This is a genomic window from Ralstonia flatus, from assembly GCF_958439105.1.
In the GTDB taxonomy this organism is placed as follows: Bacteria; Pseudomonadota; Gammaproteobacteria; order Burkholderiales; family Burkholderiaceae; genus Ralstonia; species Ralstonia flatus.
The window spans coordinates 72413-93818 of the sequence record NZ_CAUDLI010000001.1 but is presented as its reverse complement, the minus strand read 5'-3'; the positions used below and the strand labels follow the sequence as shown (position 1 = coordinate 93818).

The following is a 21406-nucleotide window of genomic DNA, read 5'->3' as shown; positions in this document are numbered from 1 at the left end:
GAACGCCCTAGACCCCGGCATGCCTACCTCGCCCGCTTCTTCTTCGCCCAGGACCCAACATTCCGCCACGCACGAACACAACGTGCCGTCGGTGGAATCGTCCGCGAGGTCGTCCGGTCCTGAGTCGGGCACTTTCACGGTCCCCTCCGGGTCCTCCACTGCTTCCGTCGTTCCCATGCCGTCATCCGCCTCCGGCTCCGGCCCCGCGTCGCCCCGTACGGGCGCGCCGAACTTGCCTGATCCGCGTGGTGCCGACTTGGTGGGGGAGCGGGCAGCTCTGCCGCCCAAATCGCATAAAGGTGCAAGCGCCGACGCGCCCGCGCCGGCCGCCAAGCCGGAGAGCGGCGACACGCTGTTCATCGATGCGGTGCTGGAGCAGACCTATCGGCATCTGTTCGGTCCGACCTCGCAGCCGGCGGCACCGCCGCGCCAGCAGGTCGTTTCCATTTCGGGGCTGACCGAAAAGCTCTCGTATCTGAAGCCGGCCGATCTGAAGCTGGTGAAGGAAGCCTTCCACTTTTCCGACGAGGCGCATCTCGGGCAATACCGCCAGAGCGGCGAGCCGTACATCACGCATCCCGTGGCCGTGGCAGAGATCTGCGCGGGCTGGAAGCTGGATGTGCAATCGATCATGGCAGCGCTGCTGCACGACGTGATCGAAGACCAGGGCGTGACCAAGAGCGAGCTGGCCGAAAAGTTCGGCCCCAAGGTCGCAGAGCTGGTCGACGGCCTGACCAAGTTGGACAAGCTCGAATTCCAGAGCCGCGAGCAGGCGCAAGCCGAGAGCTTCCGCAAGATGCTGCTCGCGATGGCGCGCGATGTGCGCGTGATTCTCGTCAAGCTCGCCGATCGTACGCACAACATGCGCACGCTCGACCACGTGCCGCCGGAAAAGCGGCGCCGCATTGCCGGCGAGACGATGGAGATTTACGCGCCGATCGCGCACCGCCTGGGCCTGAATACGACATATCGGGAGCTGCAGGAATTGAGCTTCCGTATCGGTTCGCCGTTCCGGTATGCCACGCTCGAGAAGGCGGTGAAGGCCGCGCGTGGCAATCGGCGCGAAGTCGTGAGCCGCATTCTTGAAACCGCGCAGCGTGCGCTGACCGACGCGGGCATCCCGGCCGAAATGACCGGCCGCGAAAAAACGCTGTACAGCATTTACCGCAAGATGCACGACAAGCAGTTGTCGTTCTCGCAGGTGCTGGATGTGTATGGCTTCCGCGTGGTGGTCGACACGCAGATGCAGTGCTACATGACGATGGGTGCGCTGCACAGCTTGTACAAGCCGATGCCCGGCAAGTTCAAGGACTACATCGCCATCCCCAAGATCAACGGTTATCAGTCGCTGCACACGACGCTGGTGGGGCCGTTCGGCACGCCGGTCGAGTTCCAGATCCGCACGCGTGAGATGAACCAGATTGCGGAAGCCGGCGTGGCCGCGCATTGGATGTACAAGCAGCACCACGACGAGCCGGACCGCGCGCAGCAACAAGCGCATCAGTGGCTGCAGTCGCTGCTCGACATTCAGAGCCAGACGGGCGACTCGCAGGAGTTTCTCGAGCACGTCAAGATCGACCTGTTCCCGGATGCGGTCTACGTGTTCACGCCGAAGGGCGAGATCCGCGCGCTGCCGCGCGGCGCCACGGCGCTGGACTTTGCGTACGCAGTGCACAGCGATCTGGGCAACCAGTGCGTGGCAGTCAAGATCAACAACGAGCTGCTGCCGCTGCGCACGGAGCTGAAAAACGGCGACATCGTCGAGGTGGTGACGGCGCCGTACTCGAAGCCGAACCCGGCGTGGCTCACGTTCGTGCGCACGGGCAAGGCACGCGCGGCGATCCGGCATTTCCTCAAGACGGCCAAGCTGGACGAGGCGATTCAACTGGGCGAGCGTCTGCTCGAACAGGCGCTGCGGCAGATCGGCATCGACATGAAGGCCGTGTCCGCCCAGGTGTGGGAGCGCGTCGTGCAGTGGACGGGCAACAAGGCGCGCGAAGACGTTTTTGCGGATCTCGCGCTCGGCCGCCGCGTGGCCGCGGTGGTGGCGCGCCGCCTGGAAATTCTCCTGCAGGAAGGCGGCCACGAGGGCGATGAAGCCTTGATGGCCGCCGTACACACCTTCGCTGGCGACGAGGCGCCCGCCGTCACGGTGAGTGGCGACGAAGGCATGGCGATGGTGTTCTCTTCATGCTGCCGCCCGATTCCCGGCGACCCGATCGTCGGCTATATCGGCAAGGGCGAAGGCTTGCAAATCCACGTGCAGGAATGTCGCGTGGCCAAGCGTCTGCATGGCAAGGATCCGGAGCATTGGATCGACGTCATGTGGGCTGAGCACACGACACGCGCCTTTGATGTGTCGATCAAGGTGCTGGTGCGCAATACGAAGGGCATTCTGGCGCGCGTGGCGGCGGACTTGACGTCGGCTGATGCGAACGTGGCACACGTGTCGATGGAGCAGGAGGGGGATCAGGAAGCGACGTACATGACGTTCCTGATCCAGGTGCATGACCGCGTGCACCTGGCCGATGTGATGCGCGCGCTGCGGCGCAATCCGGATGTGATTCGTATTGCGCGAGATCGCGGCCTCGACTGAGGCTTCCGGGCGAAAGCAAAAAAAGGCGAGGCCGCGGGGCTTCGCCTTTTTTGTTCATGGTCCGCTTGCCGCACACACAACAGCGCTTTGACGTAGCGTTGCATGCGAGTCCGAAGTGGACAAAAGAAAAGGGCTTCCATTTCTGGAAGCCCTTCTCATTCTCGTATTAGGTTGGCGCGGCTGGCAGGATTCGAACCCACGACCCCTTGGTTCGTAGCCAAGTACTCTATCCAACTGAGCTACAGCCGCAACCGAGAAATGAGATTATACAGAGATTTTCCGTCTTGTGAACCCCCTTCTTCACTTTTTCTTCGAGAGGGGCCAACTTTCTATAATGGAGCCTTGATCCACCGTGGCTTCCATCATGAACAAGGCTTTCGTCCGGGAAGATTCCGGCGATGACGAAGACGATCTGCCCGAAGGCGCCGCGCCCTTGCCGCCGGGTTCCAAGAACTACATCACGCCCGCCGGCTACGAGCGTTTGCGCACTGAGCTGATGCACCTGATCGACACCGAGCGGCCCGAAGTGGTCGGCATCGTGTCGTGGGCCGCGTCCAACGGCGATCGCTCTGAAAACGGCGACTACCTTTACGGCAAGAAGCGTCTGCGCGAGATCGACCGCCGCATCCGCTTTCTCACGCGCCGTATCGAGAAGGCCGAGGTTGTCGACGCCAGCTTGCAGGGCGACAACGATCAAATCTTCTTTGGTGCGACCGTCACCTACGCCAACCAGCGCGGTGAAGAGACGACCATCACCATCGTCGGCATGGACGAGGTCGATCTGGATATCGGGCACGTGAGCTGGATCTCGCCGATTGCGCGCGCGCTCATCAAGGCGCGCGAGGGCGATACGGTGCCGCTGCGCACGCCCACGGGTGTCGAGCAAATCGACATCCTTGAAGTCAAATATCCGCCGCGCTCCGCGTGACTTTTTTATTCAGGCCGGATGGCCGAGGCAGTAGGCACCGAAGGCGATGACGAAGCAGGCCGACAGGCGCCGCGCGGTGAGCGACTCCTTCAGGAACAGTCGGCCCAGCAGCGCGGCAAACACCACAGACGTTTCGCGCAGGGCCGACACAGGCCCCATCGGCGCGAGCGTTACAGCCCAGATGACGATGCCGTAGGCGATGAGCGAGACCACGCCGCCGCCAAACGTCTTGAGTGTGTTGGCGTCGCGCAGGTCGATGTTCAGCGGGCCTTTCCACACGCGATAGAGCAGCACCATCGGCAGGCCGTCGAGCATGAACAACCATGCCGAGTACGCGTTCGCATTGCCGGCGGCCCGCGCGCCGATGCCGTCGCACACCGTGTAGCACGCGATGAACACGCCCGTGCTCAGCGCCGCCAGTGTCGAGCCAAGATCGGCCTTACGGCCCCGCGCGAGACTGAGAATGCCGCCGCTGACCAGCACCACGCCCGCGAGTGCAATTACGCCGGGCATTTCACCCGCGAAGAGCGACGCGCCCACCGTGACGAGCAGCGGTGATGAGCCGCGCGCGATCGGGTACACCTGCCCGAACTCGCCAAACCGATACGCGCGTGCGAGAAACACGTTGTAGCCGACATGCAGCACCGCGGACAGTGCCACGTAGGGCCATGCAGCCGGTGCCGGCAACGGCAATGCAATCGCCATCGGTATTGCGGCCACGCCCGAGGCCAGCGTCATCAGCGTGATGGCGCGCAGTCGGTCGGAGCCGCTTTTCAGCAGTGCGTTCCACGAGGCATGAAGCAGGGCGGCGCAGAGAACCAGGGCGATGACGGCGGGGGTCACGGTGACGGGGTGCGCGAGGCGCGAAAGGGAAAATCGGGTCGATTTTTCTCACTCGACGCTGGATCGGTGAGAGCAGGAAGGCGACAGCGTAGCGCCGTAAAGTGTGATCAACAACCGATATATACTGACCCGATCTGTGCAAAAAACTCACGCGATATGCGCAAGCTGCCTCCTCTGAATGCTGTGCGCGCCTTTGAATCGGCGGCGCGCCATCTGAGTTTTACGCGTGCCGGCGAAGAGTTGAGCGTGACGCATGGCGCGATCAGCCGTCAGATCCAGGCGCTGGAGGCGTGGCTGGGTGTGCCGCTGTTTCGTCGGCTGAATCGGCGTGTGGAACTGACCGATGCGGGGCAGCGCTACCAGTCGGAGATTGGCGTGGCGCTCGACCGGATCAGCACGGCCAGCCAAGCGCTGCGTGACCGCGATGCGGTGCGCATCCTGCGCGTAAACAGCATCCCGACGTTCACGATGCGTTGGCTGATTCCGCGGCTCTCTACGTTTCAGATGCGCTTTCCGCGCGTCGAGGTGCGTCTGACCACGTCCATCGAAGAGATCGAGGATCTGCCCGATCATTTCGACGTCATCATCCGGGGCGGCCCGGAGATTCACGCGGGCTTTCAGTCGGGGCGCTTTCTGGACGAGAGCCGTTTTCCGGTGTGCAGCCCGAGGTTGCTGGAGCGCTTGCCGCTCGCGGCCCCGTCGGACTTGCGGCATCACACGCTGCTGCATTCGGACACGTTGCCTTCGGTATGGCCCAGCTGGCTCGTGCTGGCCGGCGTACCAAACCTGCGCCCCGCGCACGCGCTGACGTTCGAGCATTTCTATCTGTCGATTCAAGCGGCCATCGATGGGTTGGGAGTCGCGATGGGACCCTCGGCGCTGATCACGGAGGACCTGGAGGAGGGGCGTCTTGTTGCGCCATTTCCCGATCTCGCGTTAGTGGCGCGCAGCTACTACTGGTACAGCCCTGCGCGCAATCTCGGTGACGACGTCGTGCAGGCATTTTGTGCGTGGCTGGGCGAAGAACGCCCGAATCGTCACGCAAACGTGAGGACTTTTCTGCCCCCGAGTAACGGAGGTAACGCCGCGTAACACCCTAGAGGCGAGGGCCGAACGCGCTGCTACGATCGACTCAGATCCGACGAGTTTGAAAGGAGGTCCCCAATATGAAAAAGAATGCATGGATTCTCGCTGCGTGCCTGGCCGGTGCTGCTGTGGCGGGTACGATCGCCTTGCCCGCGCAGGCGCAGGTGTCGATTGGTGTGCAGATTGGCCCGACCTACGCGCCGCCGCCGCCGCAATATGAACCGGTGCCGGTTCTGCAGCCCGGCTACGTATGGGTGCCGGGTTACTGGCAATGGCGCGATGGCCGCTATGTCTGGCGTCGCGGCTATCGTGAACATGGCCGACCGGGTTACCACTGGCGCGAGCCGCGCTGGGAGCAGGGTCCGCATGGCTGGCAAATGCGCGACGGAGGTTGGGACCGCGGGGACGACGGCCGCTGGCGCGGTCGGGATCGCGACTGGGATCACGGTCGCCGCGATCGAGACGACCGTTACCACTGCCCGCCGGGCCATGCGCGCAAGGGCGAATGCTGATGATGTAATGGCACGCCGGTCATGTACCGGCCTGTTTTTTGCGGGCACGTCTTTCGACGCCGCGATGGCTGAAAGAGAGGCTGCGGCGTCTTCCGGGAGGCAACATGACAACGGAATCGAACTGGCGCACCGAGCTGTACAAGGACTTCGACGTCTACGTACTCGCCATTCCTCGGGCCGAACGCAAATCGGATAAAAGCGGGCAGGGCCCCGCACAGTGGGATTTTGTCGTGCGAATCTGCGAGTCCGGCGCGGACCCGACGGCCGTCGAAACGCTCGTCGCCCATTCGCATGACGAGCGCCCGCTGCCCACGCGTGAAGCCGCCGAAGACGCCGGGCTCACGCGCGGCTATGGCTTGATCGACGAATTGCTTGGGCGCAACGCCGTGCAGCAGTCGATTGATCTCTGACGTCTGCTTACGCCGCGAGCGCTGTATCGCGAATGTGCCTGCGCGCGAATTGCCACCATAGCCACGTCGCGTCGGGCCCCGGCGCGTGGAACGCGTAGCGCGGATCGCCGCCGCTCCACGCGTGGCCCATGGCGGTGAGTTGGCACAAGCTGACGATGCATTCGCCGTCGCGCATATCGTTGCGCAAGACATAGCCGTCGCCGCGCGTGGTGTCGCGCGAGACATGGCCGCCATCGCCCAGATGATTCAGCGCGCGGAATTGCGCCGCCAGTTGCGCCTGATTGGCCGGGTTGACCGCCTCGTCACGCAGCCCGTGTAGAAGCATCGTCGGCATGCCGGGGTAGGCCGCCACGTCGACCACGCTCGAGAGCGCATCGACTGCATCGACCCGTGCCCCGCGTCGCATCAGGTTCAATGCAGACGCCGGCGAGCGCGCTACGCCCAGGGCCGGGCCCGAATGCAACGCCAGCGCGGCGAACAGCTTCGGATGACGCAATGCCATCAGGCCGGCCAATCCCGCGCCGGCAGACAGCCCCGCCAGATACACACGCGACGGGTCGGCACCGGTTTGTTCCAGCGTTTGTTCGATCAGTTGAGCAATGCCGTCGGCCTCGCGCGCGCCGGCGTGCTCCGGGTCATACCAGTGCCAGCAGCATTGCGGATGCGCGCGGCGCGGTTGCTCCGGATACAGCACGATAAAGCCCTCGCGGTCGGCCAGCGCGTTCATGCGCGTGCCATGCGCCAGCACTTCGGCCGACTGCTTGCAGCCATGCAGCATCACCATCAGCGCGGGGGGCTTGCTGCCCCGGAGGGGCGGGGTGTACAGCCAGTATTCCGGCCGGCGCGCTACGACGACGGGCGACTCGGGTTGGTAGATGAATTGCTCTCGGACGAAGGTGCCTTCAGTGGGCGTAGGGCGCGCGCGGCGCGGGCTGTCGCGGCGCGCTGTCGGCTTGAGCGGCTTCACCGGCTTCGGTGGCCATGACTGGCGGCCGAAGCCTGGCGTGGTCAGGGCATCGACGAGTCGGGTGATCGATTTCATCCACGAACGTTGCATGGCGGCGGCACGGAACTCCGATGAGGGCGATGGTGCCCGTGCTCTCAGAGGAGTCGCAAGTGGTTTCGATGTTGGTAAGACAGTGTGCCAGTGATTTTGGTGCGCCGCAGCATGGGAAGTGGGCGAAGCGCCGCATCAGCGCGCAAGTGACGCGCAAAGTTTGCAATTCAGTGCGACTGTCATGGAGACACCGTTGGTGAACGGCTACACTGCCGCGACGGGCGAGCCTTGCGACGGCGCGCCTTTCCGCTTTCCCGTTTCCCCGTTGTGTACTTATGGAGGTCGTTATGGGTTTTTTTGACTTCATCAAAGAGGCTGGCGAGAAGCTTTTCCATGGCGCCGCAGCAGCCGCGCCGGCCGATGCATCAGCAGATGCCGACGCCGCCAAGGCCGCCGACGATGCCAAGGGCCAAGCCATTCAGGATTACATCGCGCAGCAGGGCCTGAGCGCCACGGCGCTGTCGGTGCAGGTGGAAGGTGATGCTGCCAAGGTGTTTGGCGTCGCGCCCGATCAAGCCACGCGCGAGAAGATCATCCTGTGCTGCGGCAACGTCGAAGGCATCAAGTCGGTCGATGACCAGATGTCGGTCAACACCGAATCGGAAGAATCGCAATGGCACACGGTGGAGCGCGGCGATACGCTGTCGGCCATCGCCAAGAAGTTCTACGGCGATGCCAACAAGTACCCAGCCATCTTCGAGGCCAACAAGCCGATGCTGTCGAATCCGGACAAGATTTATCCGGGGCAGAAGCTGCGTATTCCGGCGGCGTGAACTGGCTTGCCTCGTTTCCGACGCGCAAAGCAAAAAGCCCAGTCGTTGAAGACTGGGCTTTTTTATTCTGGTGCCGCTGACCGGAATCGAACTGGTGACCTTCGCATTACGAATGCGCTGCTCTACCGACTGAGCTACAGCGGCGTCGGAAACAGCGATTCTAACAGAACTTTTTGTCGCTCTGCAAGAACCGCTGGAACAACGGCCTTACATGGCGTCGTTACGCCGTTTTCTTGGCCTCGAGGTGATATTGCGTGACGCGATCCACCTCGTTTTTCGATCCCAGGACGACCGCCACGCGCTGGTGCAGCTTTTCGGGCTGGATATCCAGAATGCGTTGCTCGCCGTTGGTAGCCGCGCCGCCAGCCTGTTCCACCAGGAAGGCCATTGGATTGGCTTCGTACATCAGGCGCAGCTTGCCGGCCTTGCCCGGCTCGCGCTTGTCCCACGGATACATGAAGATGCCGCCGCGCGTGAGGATGCGATGCACGTCCGCCACCATCGACGCGATCCAGCGCATGTTGAAATCCTTGCCGCGCGGGCCTTCGGTGCCGGCCAGGCATTCGTCGATGTAGCGGCGCACGGGCGGGGCCCAGTGGCGCATGTTCGACATGTTGATGGCGAATTCCTTCGTGTCGGCCGGAATCTTCACGTCGCGGCTGGTCAGCACGAAGCTGCCGACTTCGCGGTCGAGCGTGAACATGTGCACGCCGTTGCCAACCGTTAAAACCAGCGTGGTTTGCGGGCCGTACACGGCGTAACCGGCGGCCACCTGCTTTGCACCAGGCTGCATGAAGTCGGCCTCGGTCACGGCTTGGCCGGGCTTGGGCATGTGCAGCACCGAGAAGATCGTGCCGATCGACACGTTCACGTCGATGTTGGACGAGCCGTCGAGCGGATCGAACAGCAACAGATATTCGCCCTTCGGATAGCGGTGCGGAATCTCGTAGAACGATTCCATTTCTTCCGAAGCCATGGCGGCCAGGTTGCCGCCGTATTCGTTGGCTTCGAGCAGGACTTCGTTGGCGATCACGTCCAGCTTCTGCTGGGTTTCGCCTTGCACGTTGCCGGTGCCGGCCGAGCCGAGCACGCCGGCAAGGGCACCCTTGTTGACGCTGTGCGAGATCGCCTTGCAGGCGCGCGCCACGACTTCGAGCAGCAGGCGCAGCTCGGCCGGGATGGTGTTGTGCTCGCGCTGCTCTTCGATCAGGTAGCGGGTGAGGTTGATGCGCTTCATGGGTTCTCCTGAGACGGGCGCGATTTTACGATACAAGCGGTGACATTCAGGCCAGCGCCTTGCCGACGATCTCCCGCACATCGCGCGAGAGGCTCGGATGTGCCGCCACGCGCTTGAGGGCGTCCTGCATGGCGTCGCGCAGCGTGGGCACGTACTTGCGCCAGCGGTCCAGCGCGCGCGCCAGGCGGGCAGAGACCTGCGGGTTGATGGCGTCGAGCGCCAGCACCTGCTCGGCCCAGAACGCATAGCCGGAGCCATCGGCGGCGTGGAACTGCGCGGGGTTGCCCGAGCAGAAGCTGAAGATGAGCGAACGCGCCCGGTTTGGGTTGCGCAGCGTGAAGGCCGGATGGGCCATCAGGGCGCGTACGGTTTGCAGCGTTGGCTTGCCGGTGGCACCTCGCTGCATGGCTTGCAGTGAGAACCATTTATCAATGACAAGCGCATCGTCGGCAAAGCGGGTATAGAAGTCCGTCAACGCCGCTTCGCGGCCGGGAGCGAAACTATTGACGAGGGCGGTGAGGGCGCCCATGCGATCGGTCATGTTCGTCGCTTGGGCGTATTGTTGTTCCGCCAGTGCCAATGCTTCCGGCGTCTCCGTATTTGCGAGGTAACCCAAGGCGATGTTCTTGAGCGCTCGCTTGCCGGCGGACACTGCGTCTGGTGAGTAGGCGCCTTCAGTTTGATTGTTGTGGTAGGCGCCCAGCAACTCTGCGCTGAGCTTTTCTGCCAGCGTGCGGAGCAGTGTCAGGCGCGCGGTGTGGATGGCGGCCGGGTCTGCCACGTCCATGCGCTCGGCCAGGTAGCTCTCGGCCGGCAGGATCAGCATCTGCTCGCGGAAGGCCGGATCAAGGGAGGTGTCGGCGACCACGGCGCGCAGGGCTTCGACCAGCGCCGGATCAACCACCGGTGCGCGGCCGTGCTGGATGTCCGTCACCATGCGCAGCAGGGTGTCGGTGGCCAGGCGCTGGCCGGCTTCCCAGCGGTTGAACGGGTCGGAATCGTGCGCGAGCTGGAACGTGAGCTGCTCCGTCGTATAACCGTATTCGACGATCACCGGCGCCGAGAAATTGCGCAGCAACGAGGGCAACGGCGCTTCGGCCACATCTTCGAAGACGAAGGTCTGCTTGGTTTCGGTGAAGTCCAGCACGCGCGTGGTCACGGGCGAGGGCGATGCGGCCTCGCCACGCAAACGCAGCGGCAAGTCGCGGCCGTTCTTGTCGATCAGGCCGATCGCAAACGGAATGTGGAACGGTTGCTTCTGGATGCCGCTGTTCACTTCGATACCGACAGGCTCGCAGCGCTGGCGCAGCGTGAGCGTGTAGGTATGCGTGGCGGCATCGTGGTGGCCTTCGACTGCGACGACCGGCGTGCCGGCCTGGCTGTACCAGCGGCCGAATTGCGTGAGGTCGCGGCCATTGGCATCGGCCATGGCGGCGCGGAAATCGTCGCAGGTGACGGCATGGCCATCGTGGCGCTGGAAGTACAGGTCCATGCCCTTGCGGAAGCCGTCGCGGCCGAGCAGCGTCTGGTACATGCGCACGACTTCGGCGCCTTTTTCGTACACCGTGACGGTGTAGAAGTTGTTGATTTCTTCGTAGCTGTCGGGCCGCACCGGGTGGGCCATCGGGCCGGCATCTTCGGGAAACTGCGCCTGGCGCAGCAGTCGCACGTCTTCGATGCGCTTGACGGCGCGAGCGCTGGCAGCGGCGGCTTCATTGCCGGCTTGCGCGGCCGCTTGTGCCGCCATGTCGGCGGAGAATTCCTGATCGCGGAACACCGTCAGGCCTTCCTTCAGACTCAACTGGAACCAGTCGCGGCACGTGACTCGGTTGCCCGTCCAGTTGTGAAAGTATTCGTGGCCGACCACCGATTCGATGTTGGCGAAGTCAACGTCGGTGGCGGTCTCTGCATTGGCCAGCACGTACTTCGTGTTGAAGATGTTCAGGCCCTTGTTCTCCATCGCGCCCATGTTGAAGTCGCCCACGGCGACGATCATGAAACGGTCGAGATCCAGCTCCAGGCCGAAGCGGCGCTCGTCCCAGTGGATGGAGTGGATGAGCGAATCCATCGCGTGGCGCGTCTTGCCGAGGTCTTGCGCTTCCACCCAAACCTGCAGCAGCTTCTCCTTGCCCGAAGCGGACTGGATGCGTTCTTCAATGCACTCCAGCTTGCCCGCCACCAGCGCGAACAGGTACGACGGCTTCTTGAACGGGTCGTGCCACACCGCTTCGTGGCGACCGTCCGGCAGGTCGCGCTCCGACACGAGGTTGCCGTTGGACAGTAGCACCGGGTAATCCGCCTTCGACGCACGCAGCGTGACGGTGTAGATGGTCATCACGTCCGGCCGGTCGAGGAAGTAGGTGATCTTGCGGAAGCCCTCTGCCTCGCACTGCGTGAAGAAGTTGCCGTTGGAAACGTACAGACCCATCAGCGACGAGTTGGCGGCGGGATTGCAGTACGTGGAGAGTTCCAGCGTGAAGCTGGCGCCAACATCGGCCGGCACGGGATCGATGGTCAGTGTGTCGCCGGAGGCCTGCAGGCCGGACAGCGCCTTGCCGTCGACCGTTGCGCCCGCCAGTTCCAGCCCTTCACCCGCCAGCACGAGCGGCTTGCCGGCATCCGTGCGCGTCAGGCGCATGCGGTTGACGACACGGGTGCGCTCGGGCACGAGATCGATCTCCAGGGCCACTTCGTCAATGCGGAAAGCGGGCGCGGTGTAGTCCTTGCGGTAAATCGTGACGGCGGTATCGGTGCGCAACATCGGTAACATCCTTATCTGCGTTGTCTGCGGTCGCAAAAGGCCATTGTACTCAGCCCCTTGGCGGGAATCTTCCGCGTTGGGTGTCACTCTGAGTAACAGACGGCGCGCAGCCTGTTTCCGGGGCCCGCGGCCATCTGTCTGATTGAGAGTAGGGGGATTTTTATGTGGAAATGGATCAAGTCATCGGGCGTCTGGCCGATGGCCGGCGCGTGGATGGCGGCCAGCCTCCTGGCGGGCTGTGCCAGCACGGTCACCAGTCAGGTGACGGCGTTCCGGCAGCCCGGCTGGACCGACACCCCGCCGCGCACCTATGCCTTCGAACGCCCCGCAGCGCAGCAAAATGACCTGGAGCGCCAGACCTACGAGGCCTGGACGTCGGACCAACTGGCCGCCCACGGTTTTACCAGCGTACCGCGCGCCAGCGCTCGCTATGTGGTCCGTCTGGACTATTCGACCGCCACGCGGCTCGTGCAGGTGCGTCAGCCCGTGTATCCGGATCCGTACTGGGGCCCCGGGCCTTGGGGACCGTGGCGTAGTCCCTGGGGGCCCTGGGGCCCGTGGGGTCCGCAATACGTCGACACGAACGTCCAAGTGCCGTTCTACGCCTATCACGTGGAAATTGACGAGGCAGCCACTGGTCAACGTGTTTATCAGGTGACGGCGCAAACGCAGGGTGGGAATGGCTCGCTGACGGCTGTGATGCCTTATCTGGTGCGTAGCGCTTTTGCCAATTTCCCGGCGCCGAATGCGCAGCCGATCCTCGTGGAACTGCCGGTTGATCCATCGGTGAAACCCGCGGCGAAACCAGCATCCGGGCCGGCACCTAAGTAGTGCGCCCGGGTGGGTTTTGGCCGGCGGTCTACGTTAGAATGCGGGACCTAATCTGTAGGCCGCCAGCCGTACCCCGCTTGAGCGTTGTCACTTCATCCCGTCTCGCGTCGACCGCCACCCTTGGCCGGCGCTGCGTCCGCTCCGTCGCTACCCTCCTGACGGTGCCCCAGAACGCGTGCGGCCTCGCCCCCGGTTTCTCTCTGTTCCCACTGGTTTTTGCCACTTTGTCTCAGGGAGTTTCTGCCTGAGCGCCTGAGCGCCTCTCCGCGGAACTCCCCATCAGGATGCATTGCTATGAACGACAAGCTTCACGACGCCTCGCCGGATTCCCAAGACCAAGGCGCCGAGGCCGAACTGCGCCGCGCGGCGTTTGAATATCACCGCGCACCCACGCGCGGCAAGATCGAGGTTCGCCCGACCAAGGCGCTGATCAATCAGCGCGACCTCTCGCTGGCGTATTCGCCGGGCGTGGCGTATCCGTGTACCGCGATCGAGCAAGATCCGTCGCTGGCGGCGGAATACACCTCGCGCGGCAACCTTGTCGGCGTGATCACCAACGGCACCGCGGTGCTGGGTCTGGGCGACATCGGCCCGCTGGCCAGCAAGCCCGTGATGGAAGGCAAGGGCTGCCTGTTCAAGAAATTTGCCGGCGTGGATGTGTTCGATATCGAACTGGCTGAGCGCGACCCGGACAAGCTGGTCGACATCATCGCCTCGCTGGAGCCGACGCTGGGCGGGATCAACCTGGAAGACATCAAGGCGCCGGAGTGCTTCTACATCGAGCAGAAGCTGCGTGACCGCCTGAACATTCCCGTCTTCCACGATGATCAACACGGCACGGCGATCATCTCGTCGGCGGCGCTGCTCAACGGCCTGAAGGTTGTCGGCAAGGACATCGGCAACGTGAAGGTGGCCGTGTCGGGCGCGGGCGCTGCGGCCATTGCCTGCCTGGACGTGATGGTGGGCCTGGGCGTCAAGCGCGAGAACGTCTACGTGGTCGACTCCAAGGGCGTGATCTACGCCGGCCGCGACGCCAAGATGGAGCCGAACAAGGCGCGCTATGCACAAGACACGTCGGCCCGTACGCTGGCCGACATCGTGCGCGATGCCGACGTGTTCCTGGGTTGCTCGGCCGCGGGCGTGCTGACCGCCGACATGGTCAAGACCATGGCTCCGAAGCCGATCATCCTGGCGCTGGCCAACCCCGAGCCGGAAATCCGCCCGGAAATCGCCAAGGCCGCGCGCCCGGACTGCATCATCGCCACGGGCCGTTCGGACTACCCGAACCAGGTCAACAACGTGCTGTGCTTCCCGTACATCTTCCGCGGTGCGCTCGATTGCGGCGCCACCAAGATCACGGAAGAGATGAAGCTGGCCTGCGTGAAGGCCATTGCCGAGCTGGCCGAAGCCGAAACGAACGATGCCGTGGCGCAGGCTTACGCCGGCCAGGATTTGACCTTCGGCCCGGATTACATCATCCCGAAGCCGTTCGATTCGCGCCTGATCGAGAAGATTGCGCCGGCCGTCGCCAAGGCCGCAGAAGAGTCTGGCGTGGCCACGCGCCCGATCAAGGATCTGGACGCCTATCGCGCCCAGCTGAGCGACTTCGTGTACCACACGGGCCTGACCATGCGGCCGGTGTTCTCGGCCGCCAAGGCCAACCCGAAGCGCGTCGTGTACGCCGAAGGCGAAGAAGAGCGCGTGCTGCGCGCGGTGCAGACGGTGGTCGACGAAGGCCTGGCCAAGCCGATCCTTGTCGGCCGCCCGCACGTGATCGAAATGCGCATCCAGAAGGCCGGCCTGCGCCTGAAGGCGGGCGTGCATTTCGAGCTGGTCGATCCCGAAGACGACCGCCGCTATCATCAGTACCACACCGCTTACCACGAGCTGATGGGCCGCAACGGCGTGACGCCGGACATGGCGAAGTCGGCGCTGCGCCGCTCGAACACGCTGATCGGTGCTCTGCTGGTGCGTCTGGGTGATGCCGATGCGCTGCTGTGCGGCACGGTTGGCCGCTTCGACGCCCACCTGGAACACGTGCGTGACGTGATCGGCCTGGCTCCGAATGCCAAGGTGTTCGCCGCCATGAACGGCCTGATGCTGGAGAAGCACACGCTCTTCATCACCGACACGTTCGTCAACGAAATGCCGAGCGCGGAAGAGCTGGCCGACATCACCAAGCTGGCGGCGGAAGAAGTGCGCCGTTTCGGCCAGGAGCCGAAGGTCGCGATGCTGTCGCACTCGATGTTCGGCTCGTCGAAGAACGCGTCGGCCCGCCGCATGCGCGCTGCGTATGACCTGCTGAAGGTGGAAGCGCCGGACCTGCAGGTGGAAGGCGAGATCCAGGGTGATGCAGCGCTGTCGGAAGACATCCGCCACCACTTCCTGCCGAAGAGCGCGTTCTCGGGCAGTGCAAACCTGCTGGTGATGCCGTCGCTGGACGCGGCCAACATCGCGTTCAACCTGCTCAAGATCACGGGCGGGCAGGGCGTGACGGTGGGCCCGATCCTGCTGGGCGCGGCCAAGCCGGTGCACATCCTGAACCCGTCGGCCACATCGCGCCGCATCGTCAACATGACGGCGCTGGCGGTGGCAGACGTGTCGGCTACGCGTTGATCGGTTGATCCGACGCTTGGGCCGCAGAAGGTGGGCGGCCCAAAAGAAAACGGCGCCTGGGGAAAGTCCAGGCGCCGTTTTTCTTTGCTGCCGACTGCTTAGAACTTCGCGCGGATGCCCACGCCGAAGGTGTCTGCCGAGCTGAGATTCGTCACCTTGTCGCGCATGTACGCGGCGTACACATCGGTGCGCTTGGACAGCGAATAGTCGTAACCGACGGCCCACGTGTTGCGCTTGACGTCGGCCGCGCCCGAAGTCTTCGTGTACGCGTACGACGCGAGGATGCTGCCCGGGCCGACCGGCACCGATACCCCCAGCTGGCCGCCGTTGCTCTTCGCATCGCCGGAGTTGATGGCGTTCATGATGTACTGGTACTGGCCGTAGACCTTGGCCACGCCAAAGTCGTACGTGGCACCCAGCTGCGCCGCAGTCTGGCGCGAGAAGCCTGCCACCAGTGCGTTCAGGTCGCCCGGTGCGGAGTTGAAGCGCACCTGTTGGAACGCCGCCGTTGCCGCGAAGTTGCCACGGAAGTACAGGACGTTGCCGCCCCACTTGTTCTGGCCGTTGTGACCGGCCTGCTCGCCCGCGCCGTAGATGAAGTTGGCGGTCAGACCGTTGAAGTCCGGCGTCGAGTACATGATCGAGTTGTTCCAGCCCGAATCGCCGACGAGGCCCGAGATGCCGCCGGGGCCGCTCAGGCCGTTGCCGAGGTAGGTGTGGAACACCATCGGCGAGAACGTGTACGAATCGATGAACGGGTTGAACAGGATCGTCGACACGAAATACGGCGGCGTCAGGCGGCCGAGTTTGATCGAGCCCCAGCTGCTCGATTGCAGGCCGACGAACGAGTTGCGGGCGAAGAACGTGTCGCCGTCAAAGCGGCCGTACTTGCCGGTGTCGGGACGGAAGAACGCTTCCAGCGTGAAGATCGCCTTCAGGCCGTTGCCGAGGTCTTCGCTGCCCTTCATGCCCCAGTACGACGTGGACATCCCGCCCGAGTTGACGCCCCAGGCGCGATCCGATGCGCCCAAGTTCTTGGTGGCGCCCGCCCAGGCATCCACCTGGCCGTACAGCGTCACGGACGATTGCGCCTGCGCACCGGCACTTGCTGCCCCCAGTGCCGATGCCACTGCCAGCGCGGCCATGCCACGCTTGAATTTCGACTGCATTGCTACCTCCTTTGTTGTTGAAGATCACTGCAGGTTGCGCCGCATTCTTCGATGCAGTCACAGGCCGGCTGGTCAGGCTCCATGCCGGACGGTGTCCCATGCCCCATGACACCGCGCCCACAGCGTTGTTTTTTGCTGATGAACCTGAAAAATCAGTTTGCTGAAATCAAATCGGCCAGGCGGAAACCTGCGATGCGATGAATCTGTTCGAGCGACGCACGCAGCTCGGTATCGCGGTCGTTTTCCACGCGCTTGCTGAAGTTGTCGATGATCCCGTGGCGGTCGTAGCCGCGCACTGCCAGGATGAACGGGAAGCCGAACTTCTCGTTGTACTGCGCGTTGAGTGCCTGCAGGCGTGCAAACTCTTCCGGCGTGCACTGGTTCAGGCCCGCACCGCTTTGCTCGCGCGTCGACTCGGCGGTCAGTTCACCGCGCACGGCCGCCTTGCCCGCCAGCTCGGGGTGAGCGCGCACGAGCTTGAGCTGCGGCTCAATGCCGGCGGTGTCCACGGCATTGCGCATGGCAGCCGCGAGCGCCTCGGCCGAAGCGAACGGGCGCTGCGTTGCGGCCTGTTCGGCAACCCACGGCGAGTGCTCGTAGACGCCCCCGAGGACTTGCACGAACTGCGCTGCGTCCATGCCGTTGAGTTGCGAGAGGGTGTAGGTGGTCTGGCTCATGCTGTGGTGCTCAAAACGGGTTGCTTGGCGTACGGATGGTTCTGGATCCAGTGCTGCGCGATGTCGATACGGCGGCAGATCCAGACCTTGTCGTGCGATTGCACGTAGTCGAGGAAGCGCTGCAGCGCACGGAAGCGCGCCGGGCGGCCCAGCAGGCGGCAGTGCATGCCGATCGACAGCATCTTCGGCTGCGCAAGGCCATTGGGATCGCCTTCCTCGTACAGCACGTCGAACGCGTCCTTCAGGTATTGGTAGAAGTGGTCTGCCGTGTTGAAGCCTTGCGGACTGGCAAAGCGCATGTCGTTGGTGTCGAGCGTGTACGGCACCACCAGGTGCGGTTTGTGCTCGCCGGACGAGGTTTCGACTTCGGTCCAGAAGGGCAGGTCGTCGCCGTAGTAGTCGGCGTCGTAGGCAAAGCCGCCGTGCTCGACAACGAGGCGGCGCGTGTTGGGGCTGTCGCGGCCGGTGTACCAGCCCAGCGGTGCATTGCCGGTCAGCTCGCGGATGATCTCGACGCCGATGCGCATGTGCTCGCGCTCGGTGGCTTCGTCGATGTTCTGATAATGGATCCAGCGCCAGCCGTGGCAGGCGATTTCGTGGCCCAGGTCAACGAAGGCTTGCGTCACGTCCGGATGGCGCTGCAGGGCCATCGACACACCGAAGATCGTCAGCGGCAGGCCGCGCTTTTCAAACTCGCGCAGGATGCGCCACACGCCCGCGCGTGATCCGTATTCGTAAATCCCCTCCATGCTCATATGGCGGGCCGGGTAGGCCGCGGCGCCGATGATTTCCGAGAGGAACTGCTCGGAGCCGGCATCGCCGTGCAGCACGCAGTTTTCACCGCCTTCCTCGTAGTTGAGGACGAACTGCAGGGCGACGCGCGCGCCGCCCGGCCAATTGGCGTTGGGCGGGTTCTTGCCGTAACCGATGAGATCGCGCGGATAGTTATTGTTTGTCATGGTTTTTCATGTCGAGGAGACTTCATACAACACCGGTCAGACAGTGGAATGCGGCTTTCCAAATTCACGACATCACAGCGGCGTCATGAACCAGGCAAGGCGCCATCGCGTCAGGCCGGGACTGCCCGGGCAGCCTGCGCCAGTTCCAGCGCGAGCTTCCGGTGAACCGTGAGATGGGCGTCGAGTTCAAGCGTGGTCAGGCGGCCGTCTTCGACGACCACGCGCCCGTTGATCACGCTGTGCGCCACGTTGGACGGGGCGCAGAACACCAGCGCCGCGACGGGGTCGTGGTCGGCGCCGGCAAAGCTGACCTGGTGACGATCGAAGCTGACAAAGTCGGCCGACATGCCGGGTGCGAGCGCGCCGATGTCGTCGCGGTTGAGCACGCGCGCGCCGCCGAGCGTGGCGATCTCCAGCGCCTCGCGCGCGCTCATCGCCGCAGGGCCAAAGCCGACGCGTGCGAGCAGCATGGCCTGGCGCGTTTCGCCGAGCATGTGCGCGCCGTCGTTCGACGCGCTGCCATCCACGCCCAGCCCGACCGGCACGCCGGCATCGCGCATGGTGCGGATGGGCGCAATGCCCGACGCCAGCCGCATGTTCGAGCACGGGCAATGCGCAACGCCGGTGCCGGTGCGTGCGAACACGTCGATGCCGTGCGCGTCGAGCTTCACGCAGTGCGCATGCCAGACGTCGCGGCCAACCCAGCCGAGGTCTTCCGCATACTCGGCCGGCGTCATGCCGAACTTCTCGCGCGAGTAAGCGATGTCGTTGTCGTTCTCGGCCAGGTGGGTGTGCATCGACACACCGTAGCTGCGCGCGAGCTTGGCCGACTCGCGCATCAGATCACGCGAGACGGAGAAGGGCGAGCACGGCGCCACCACCACACGCAGCATCGAATGGCGATCGGCGTTGTGCCACGTTTCGATCAGGCGCTGCGTTTCCTTCAGGATGGCTTCTTCGCCTTCGACCACGCGGTCCGGCGGCAAACCGCCCTGGCTGCGGCCGACGCTCATGCTGCCGCGCGCCGCGTGAAAACGCATGCCGATCTGCTGCGCGGCTTCGATCGAATCATCGAGCCGGCTGCCGTTCGGATAGAGATACAGATGGTCGCTGGACGTCGTGCAGCCCGAGAGCAGCAGTTCCGCCATGGCGGTAAGCGTAGACACGCGCACCATCTCGGGCGTGAGGCCGGCCCACACCGGATACAGGTTGGTCAGCCAGCCGAACAGTTCAGCGTCCTGCGCGGCGGGCAGGGCGCGCGTCAGGCTTTGATACATGTGATGGTGCGTGTTGACGAAACCCGGCGTGACCACGTGGTCGCGCAGTTCCATCACGCGTACGTTGGGTTGTCCGATGGCATCGCGATACTGCGACGGCAGATCGGCCGTGGCGCCCACCCATTCGATCACGCCACCGCGCGCAACCAGGGCACCGTCGGCGATCTCGCGGCGTTGCGCATCCATGGTGACCAGCACGTCGGCATGACGGGCGATCAGAAGCGGGTCGTTGTGCGCGACAGTGGCGTTCATGCAATTACTCCGTGCCGTGGGTGTTGGCGGCAGCGTCGCGCATTGCGTGCTCGGTCGACTGCATGCCGTTGTAATACAGGTTCAGGATGACCGCGACCAGCGTGCCCAGCACGATGCCGCTGTGCGTCACCGGCTCCAGCCAATGCGGCAGGTATTGGAAGAAGGTGGGTGCCAGCGTCGGGATCATGCCGAAGCCGATCGAGATCGCCACGATGAACAGGTTGTGGCGGTACTTGTTGAAATCGATCGAGCCGAGAATGCGCACGCCGGTAGCGGCCACCATGCCGAACATCACAATGCCCGCACCGCCCAGCACGAACGAAGGAACCGACGCCACGATGTGCGCCATCTTCGGGAACAGGCCCAGCGCGATCAGGATCACGCCGCCCATGGCCGCCACGAAGCGCGAACGCACCCCCGTGACCGTCACCAGCCCGACGTTCTGCGAGAACGACGTGTACGGGAACGTGTTGAACACACCGCCGATCACGGTGCCCAGACCGTCGGCGCGCAGGCCGCGTGTGAGGTCATCGGTGGACAGCTTCTTGCCGGTGATTTCCGCCAGCGCCAGGAACATGCCGGTCGATTCCACCAGGGTGATCAACATCACGATGCACATCGAGGCGATGGCGCCGAAGTGGAAGGTCGGCATGCCGAAGTGCAGCGGCGTGATCACGGCCACCCAGTCGGCGTCGGTAATGCCGGCAAAGCTGACCTTGCCGAACGCCATGGCGATGAACGTGCCGATCACGATGCCCAGCAGCACGGCAATGTTGCCGATCAGGCCGCGGCCGTACTTTGTCAGCAACAGGATGATGACGAGCACTGCCAGCGCGATGCCCAGGCCGCTCAGGTCGCCGTAGGCCGGGTTGGGCACGGTCTTGAGCACGCCGTCGACCATGGTCTTCATGGTCGGCTGGCCGCCCGCGGCCCAGTTGATGCCCACGCCCATCAGCGACATGCCGATCAGCGTGATGACGGTGCCCGTCACGACCGGCGGGAAGAGCCCGAGCACGCGCCCCATGAGCGGCGCGACGATGATGCCGAACAACCCCGCCGCGATCACGGCGCCGTAGATGCCGAGCAGGCCGATGCTGGGGTCGGTGCCGATGGCGATCATCGGGCCCACCGACGCGAAGGTCACACCCATCATGACGGGCATGCGAATGCCGAACTTCCAAATGCCAAAGGCCTGGATGAGGGTGGCAAGGCCGGCGGCAAACAAGTCCGCGTTGATCAGGAAAGCGAGCTGTTCCTTGGGCAGATGCAGTGCACCGCCCACAATCAGAGGCACTGCCACGGTGCCTGCATACATCACCAATACATGTTGCAGACCCAATGCGAGCAGGCGTCCGTACGCCACGCGCTCATTGGTCAGATCCGCCGTGGGGGCGGCGATGGTGCTGCTTGCCATAAAGGTCT

Annotated in this window: 17 protein-coding genes and 2 tRNA genes; 8 read left to right on the top strand and 11 right to left on the bottom strand. The window is 64.0% G+C overall.

What is annotated here, in order from left to right:
* The first annotated feature begins 175 nt into the window (after positions 1–175).
* Complete coding sequence (locus R2676_RS00450; protein WP_102066454.1) at positions 176–2596, top strand: RelA/SpoT family protein; 2421 nt, start codon at positions 176–178, stop codon at positions 2594–2596.
* A 172-nt stretch (positions 2597–2768) separates the two neighbouring features.
* On the opposite strand, the gene R2676_RS00445 is transcribed toward R2676_RS00450, so the two are convergent.
* Positions 2769–2845 (bottom strand) — tRNA-Arg (locus R2676_RS00445).
* Positions 2846–2960: 115 nt separating this feature from the next.
* Here R2676_RS00445 and greB point away from each other — a divergent pair.
* Positions 2961–3524, top strand: a complete 564-nt coding sequence (gene greB, locus R2676_RS00440; RefSeq protein WP_027680979.1) for a transcription elongation factor GreB — start codon at positions 2961–2963, stop codon at positions 3522–3524.
* Positions 3525–3533: 9 nt separating this feature from the next.
* On the opposite strand, the gene R2676_RS00435 is transcribed toward greB, so the two are convergent.
* Entirely contained in the window at positions 3534–4367 is an 834-nt protein-coding gene (locus tag R2676_RS00435) for an EamA family transporter (RefSeq protein ID WP_206275139.1), read from the bottom strand.
* 156 nt (positions 4368–4523) lie between these two features.
* On the opposite strand from R2676_RS00435, the gene gcvA reads away from it, so the two are divergent.
* The 3 genes from gcvA to R2676_RS00420 all read left to right on the top strand — a co-directional run bounded on the left by gcvA (position 4524) and on the right by R2676_RS00420 (position 6375).
* The gene (gene gcvA / locus R2676_RS00430; protein WP_206275140.1) at positions 4524–5459 is read left to right on the top strand and encodes a transcriptional regulator GcvA; all 936 of its coding nucleotides are present in this window, start codon (positions 4524–4526) and stop codon (positions 5457–5459) included.
* 74 nt (positions 5460–5533) lie between these two features.
* A complete protein-coding gene (locus R2676_RS00425; RefSeq protein WP_206275141.1) occupies positions 5534–5965 on the top strand; it encodes a YXWGXW repeat-containing protein in 432 nt (143 codons plus the stop codon).
* A 104-nt stretch (positions 5966–6069) separates the two neighbouring features.
* Positions 6070–6375, top strand: coding sequence for a hypothetical protein (locus R2676_RS00420; RefSeq protein ID WP_027680982.1), 306 nt, complete (start codon positions 6070–6072; stop codon positions 6373–6375).
* Between the two features lie 7 nt (positions 6376–6382).
* Here the strand turns inward: R2676_RS00420 and R2676_RS00415 are convergent, their stop codons facing one another.
* Positions 6383–7417, bottom strand: a complete 1035-nt coding sequence (locus tag R2676_RS00415) for an extracellular catalytic domain type 1 short-chain-length polyhydroxyalkanoate depolymerase (RefSeq protein WP_206275283.1) — start codon at positions 7415–7417, stop codon at positions 6383–6385.
* Between the two features lie 302 nt (positions 7418–7719).
* Here R2676_RS00415 and lysM point away from each other — a divergent pair, with 302 nt between their 5' ends.
* Positions 7720–8205 carry a peptidoglycan-binding protein LysM gene (gene lysM, locus R2676_RS00410; protein WP_154206536.1) on the top strand — a complete coding sequence of 162 codons (486 nt, stop codon included), beginning with the start codon at positions 7720–7722 and terminating at the stop codon, positions 8203–8205.
* A gap of 68 nt (positions 8206–8273) precedes the next feature.
* Here lysM and R2676_RS00405 read toward each other — a convergent pair.
* The 3 genes from R2676_RS00405 to pepN all read right to left on the bottom strand — a co-directional run bounded on the left by R2676_RS00405 (position 8274) and on the right by pepN (position 12203).
* Positions 8274–8349 (bottom strand) — tRNA-Thr (locus R2676_RS00405).
* Between the two features lie 76 nt (positions 8350–8425).
* Positions 8426–9442, bottom strand: a complete 1017-nt coding sequence (locus R2676_RS00400) for a class 1 fructose-bisphosphatase (protein ID WP_027680990.1) — start codon at positions 9440–9442, stop codon at positions 8426–8428.
* A gap of 46 nt (positions 9443–9488) precedes the next feature.
* A complete protein-coding gene (gene pepN / locus R2676_RS00395) occupies positions 9489–12203 on the bottom strand; it encodes an aminopeptidase N (RefSeq protein WP_206275142.1) in 2715 nt (904 codons plus the stop codon).
* 162 nt (positions 12204–12365) lie between these two features.
* On the opposite strand from pepN, the gene R2676_RS00390 reads away from it, so the two are divergent.
* Entirely contained in the window at positions 12366–13034 is a 669-nt protein-coding gene (locus R2676_RS00390; protein ID WP_206275143.1) for a DUF4136 domain-containing protein, read from the top strand.
* Positions 13035–13328: 294 nt separating this feature from the next.
* A complete protein-coding gene (locus R2676_RS00385; RefSeq protein WP_206275144.1) occupies positions 13329–15650 on the top strand; it encodes an NADP-dependent malic enzyme in 2322 nt (773 codons plus the stop codon).
* 98 nt (positions 15651–15748) lie between these two features.
* Here the strand turns inward: R2676_RS00385 and R2676_RS00380 are convergent, their stop codons facing one another.
* From R2676_RS00380 to R2676_RS00360, 5 genes are all read right to left on the bottom strand, one after another.
* Complete coding sequence (locus R2676_RS00380; protein ID WP_206275145.1) at positions 15749–16819, bottom strand: porin; 1071 nt, start codon at positions 16817–16819, stop codon at positions 15749–15751.
* A gap of 152 nt (positions 16820–16971) precedes the next feature.
* Positions 16972–17496: a 2-oxo-4-hydroxy-4-carboxy-5-ureidoimidazoline decarboxylase gene (gene uraD, locus R2676_RS00375; protein ID WP_206275146.1), complete on the bottom strand. Its 525-nt coding sequence runs from the start codon at positions 17494–17496 to the stop codon at positions 16972–16974.
* Positions 17493–18455 (bottom strand): allantoinase PuuE, encoded by a 963-nt coding sequence (gene puuE, locus R2676_RS00370; protein WP_004630895.1) that lies wholly within the window; start codon positions 18453–18455, stop codon positions 17493–17495. Before puuE ends, uraD begins: the two co-directional genes overlap by 4 nt.
* 110 nt (positions 18456–18565) lie before the next feature.
* Entirely contained in the window at positions 18566–19984 is a 1419-nt protein-coding gene (locus tag R2676_RS00365) for an 8-oxoguanine deaminase (RefSeq protein WP_206275147.1), read from the bottom strand.
* 4 nt (positions 19985–19988) lie between these two features.
* A complete protein-coding gene (locus R2676_RS00360) occupies positions 19989–21398 on the bottom strand; it encodes a nucleobase:cation symporter-2 family protein (RefSeq protein WP_206275148.1) in 1410 nt (469 codons plus the stop codon).
* Positions 21399–21406: the final 8 nt, after the last annotated feature.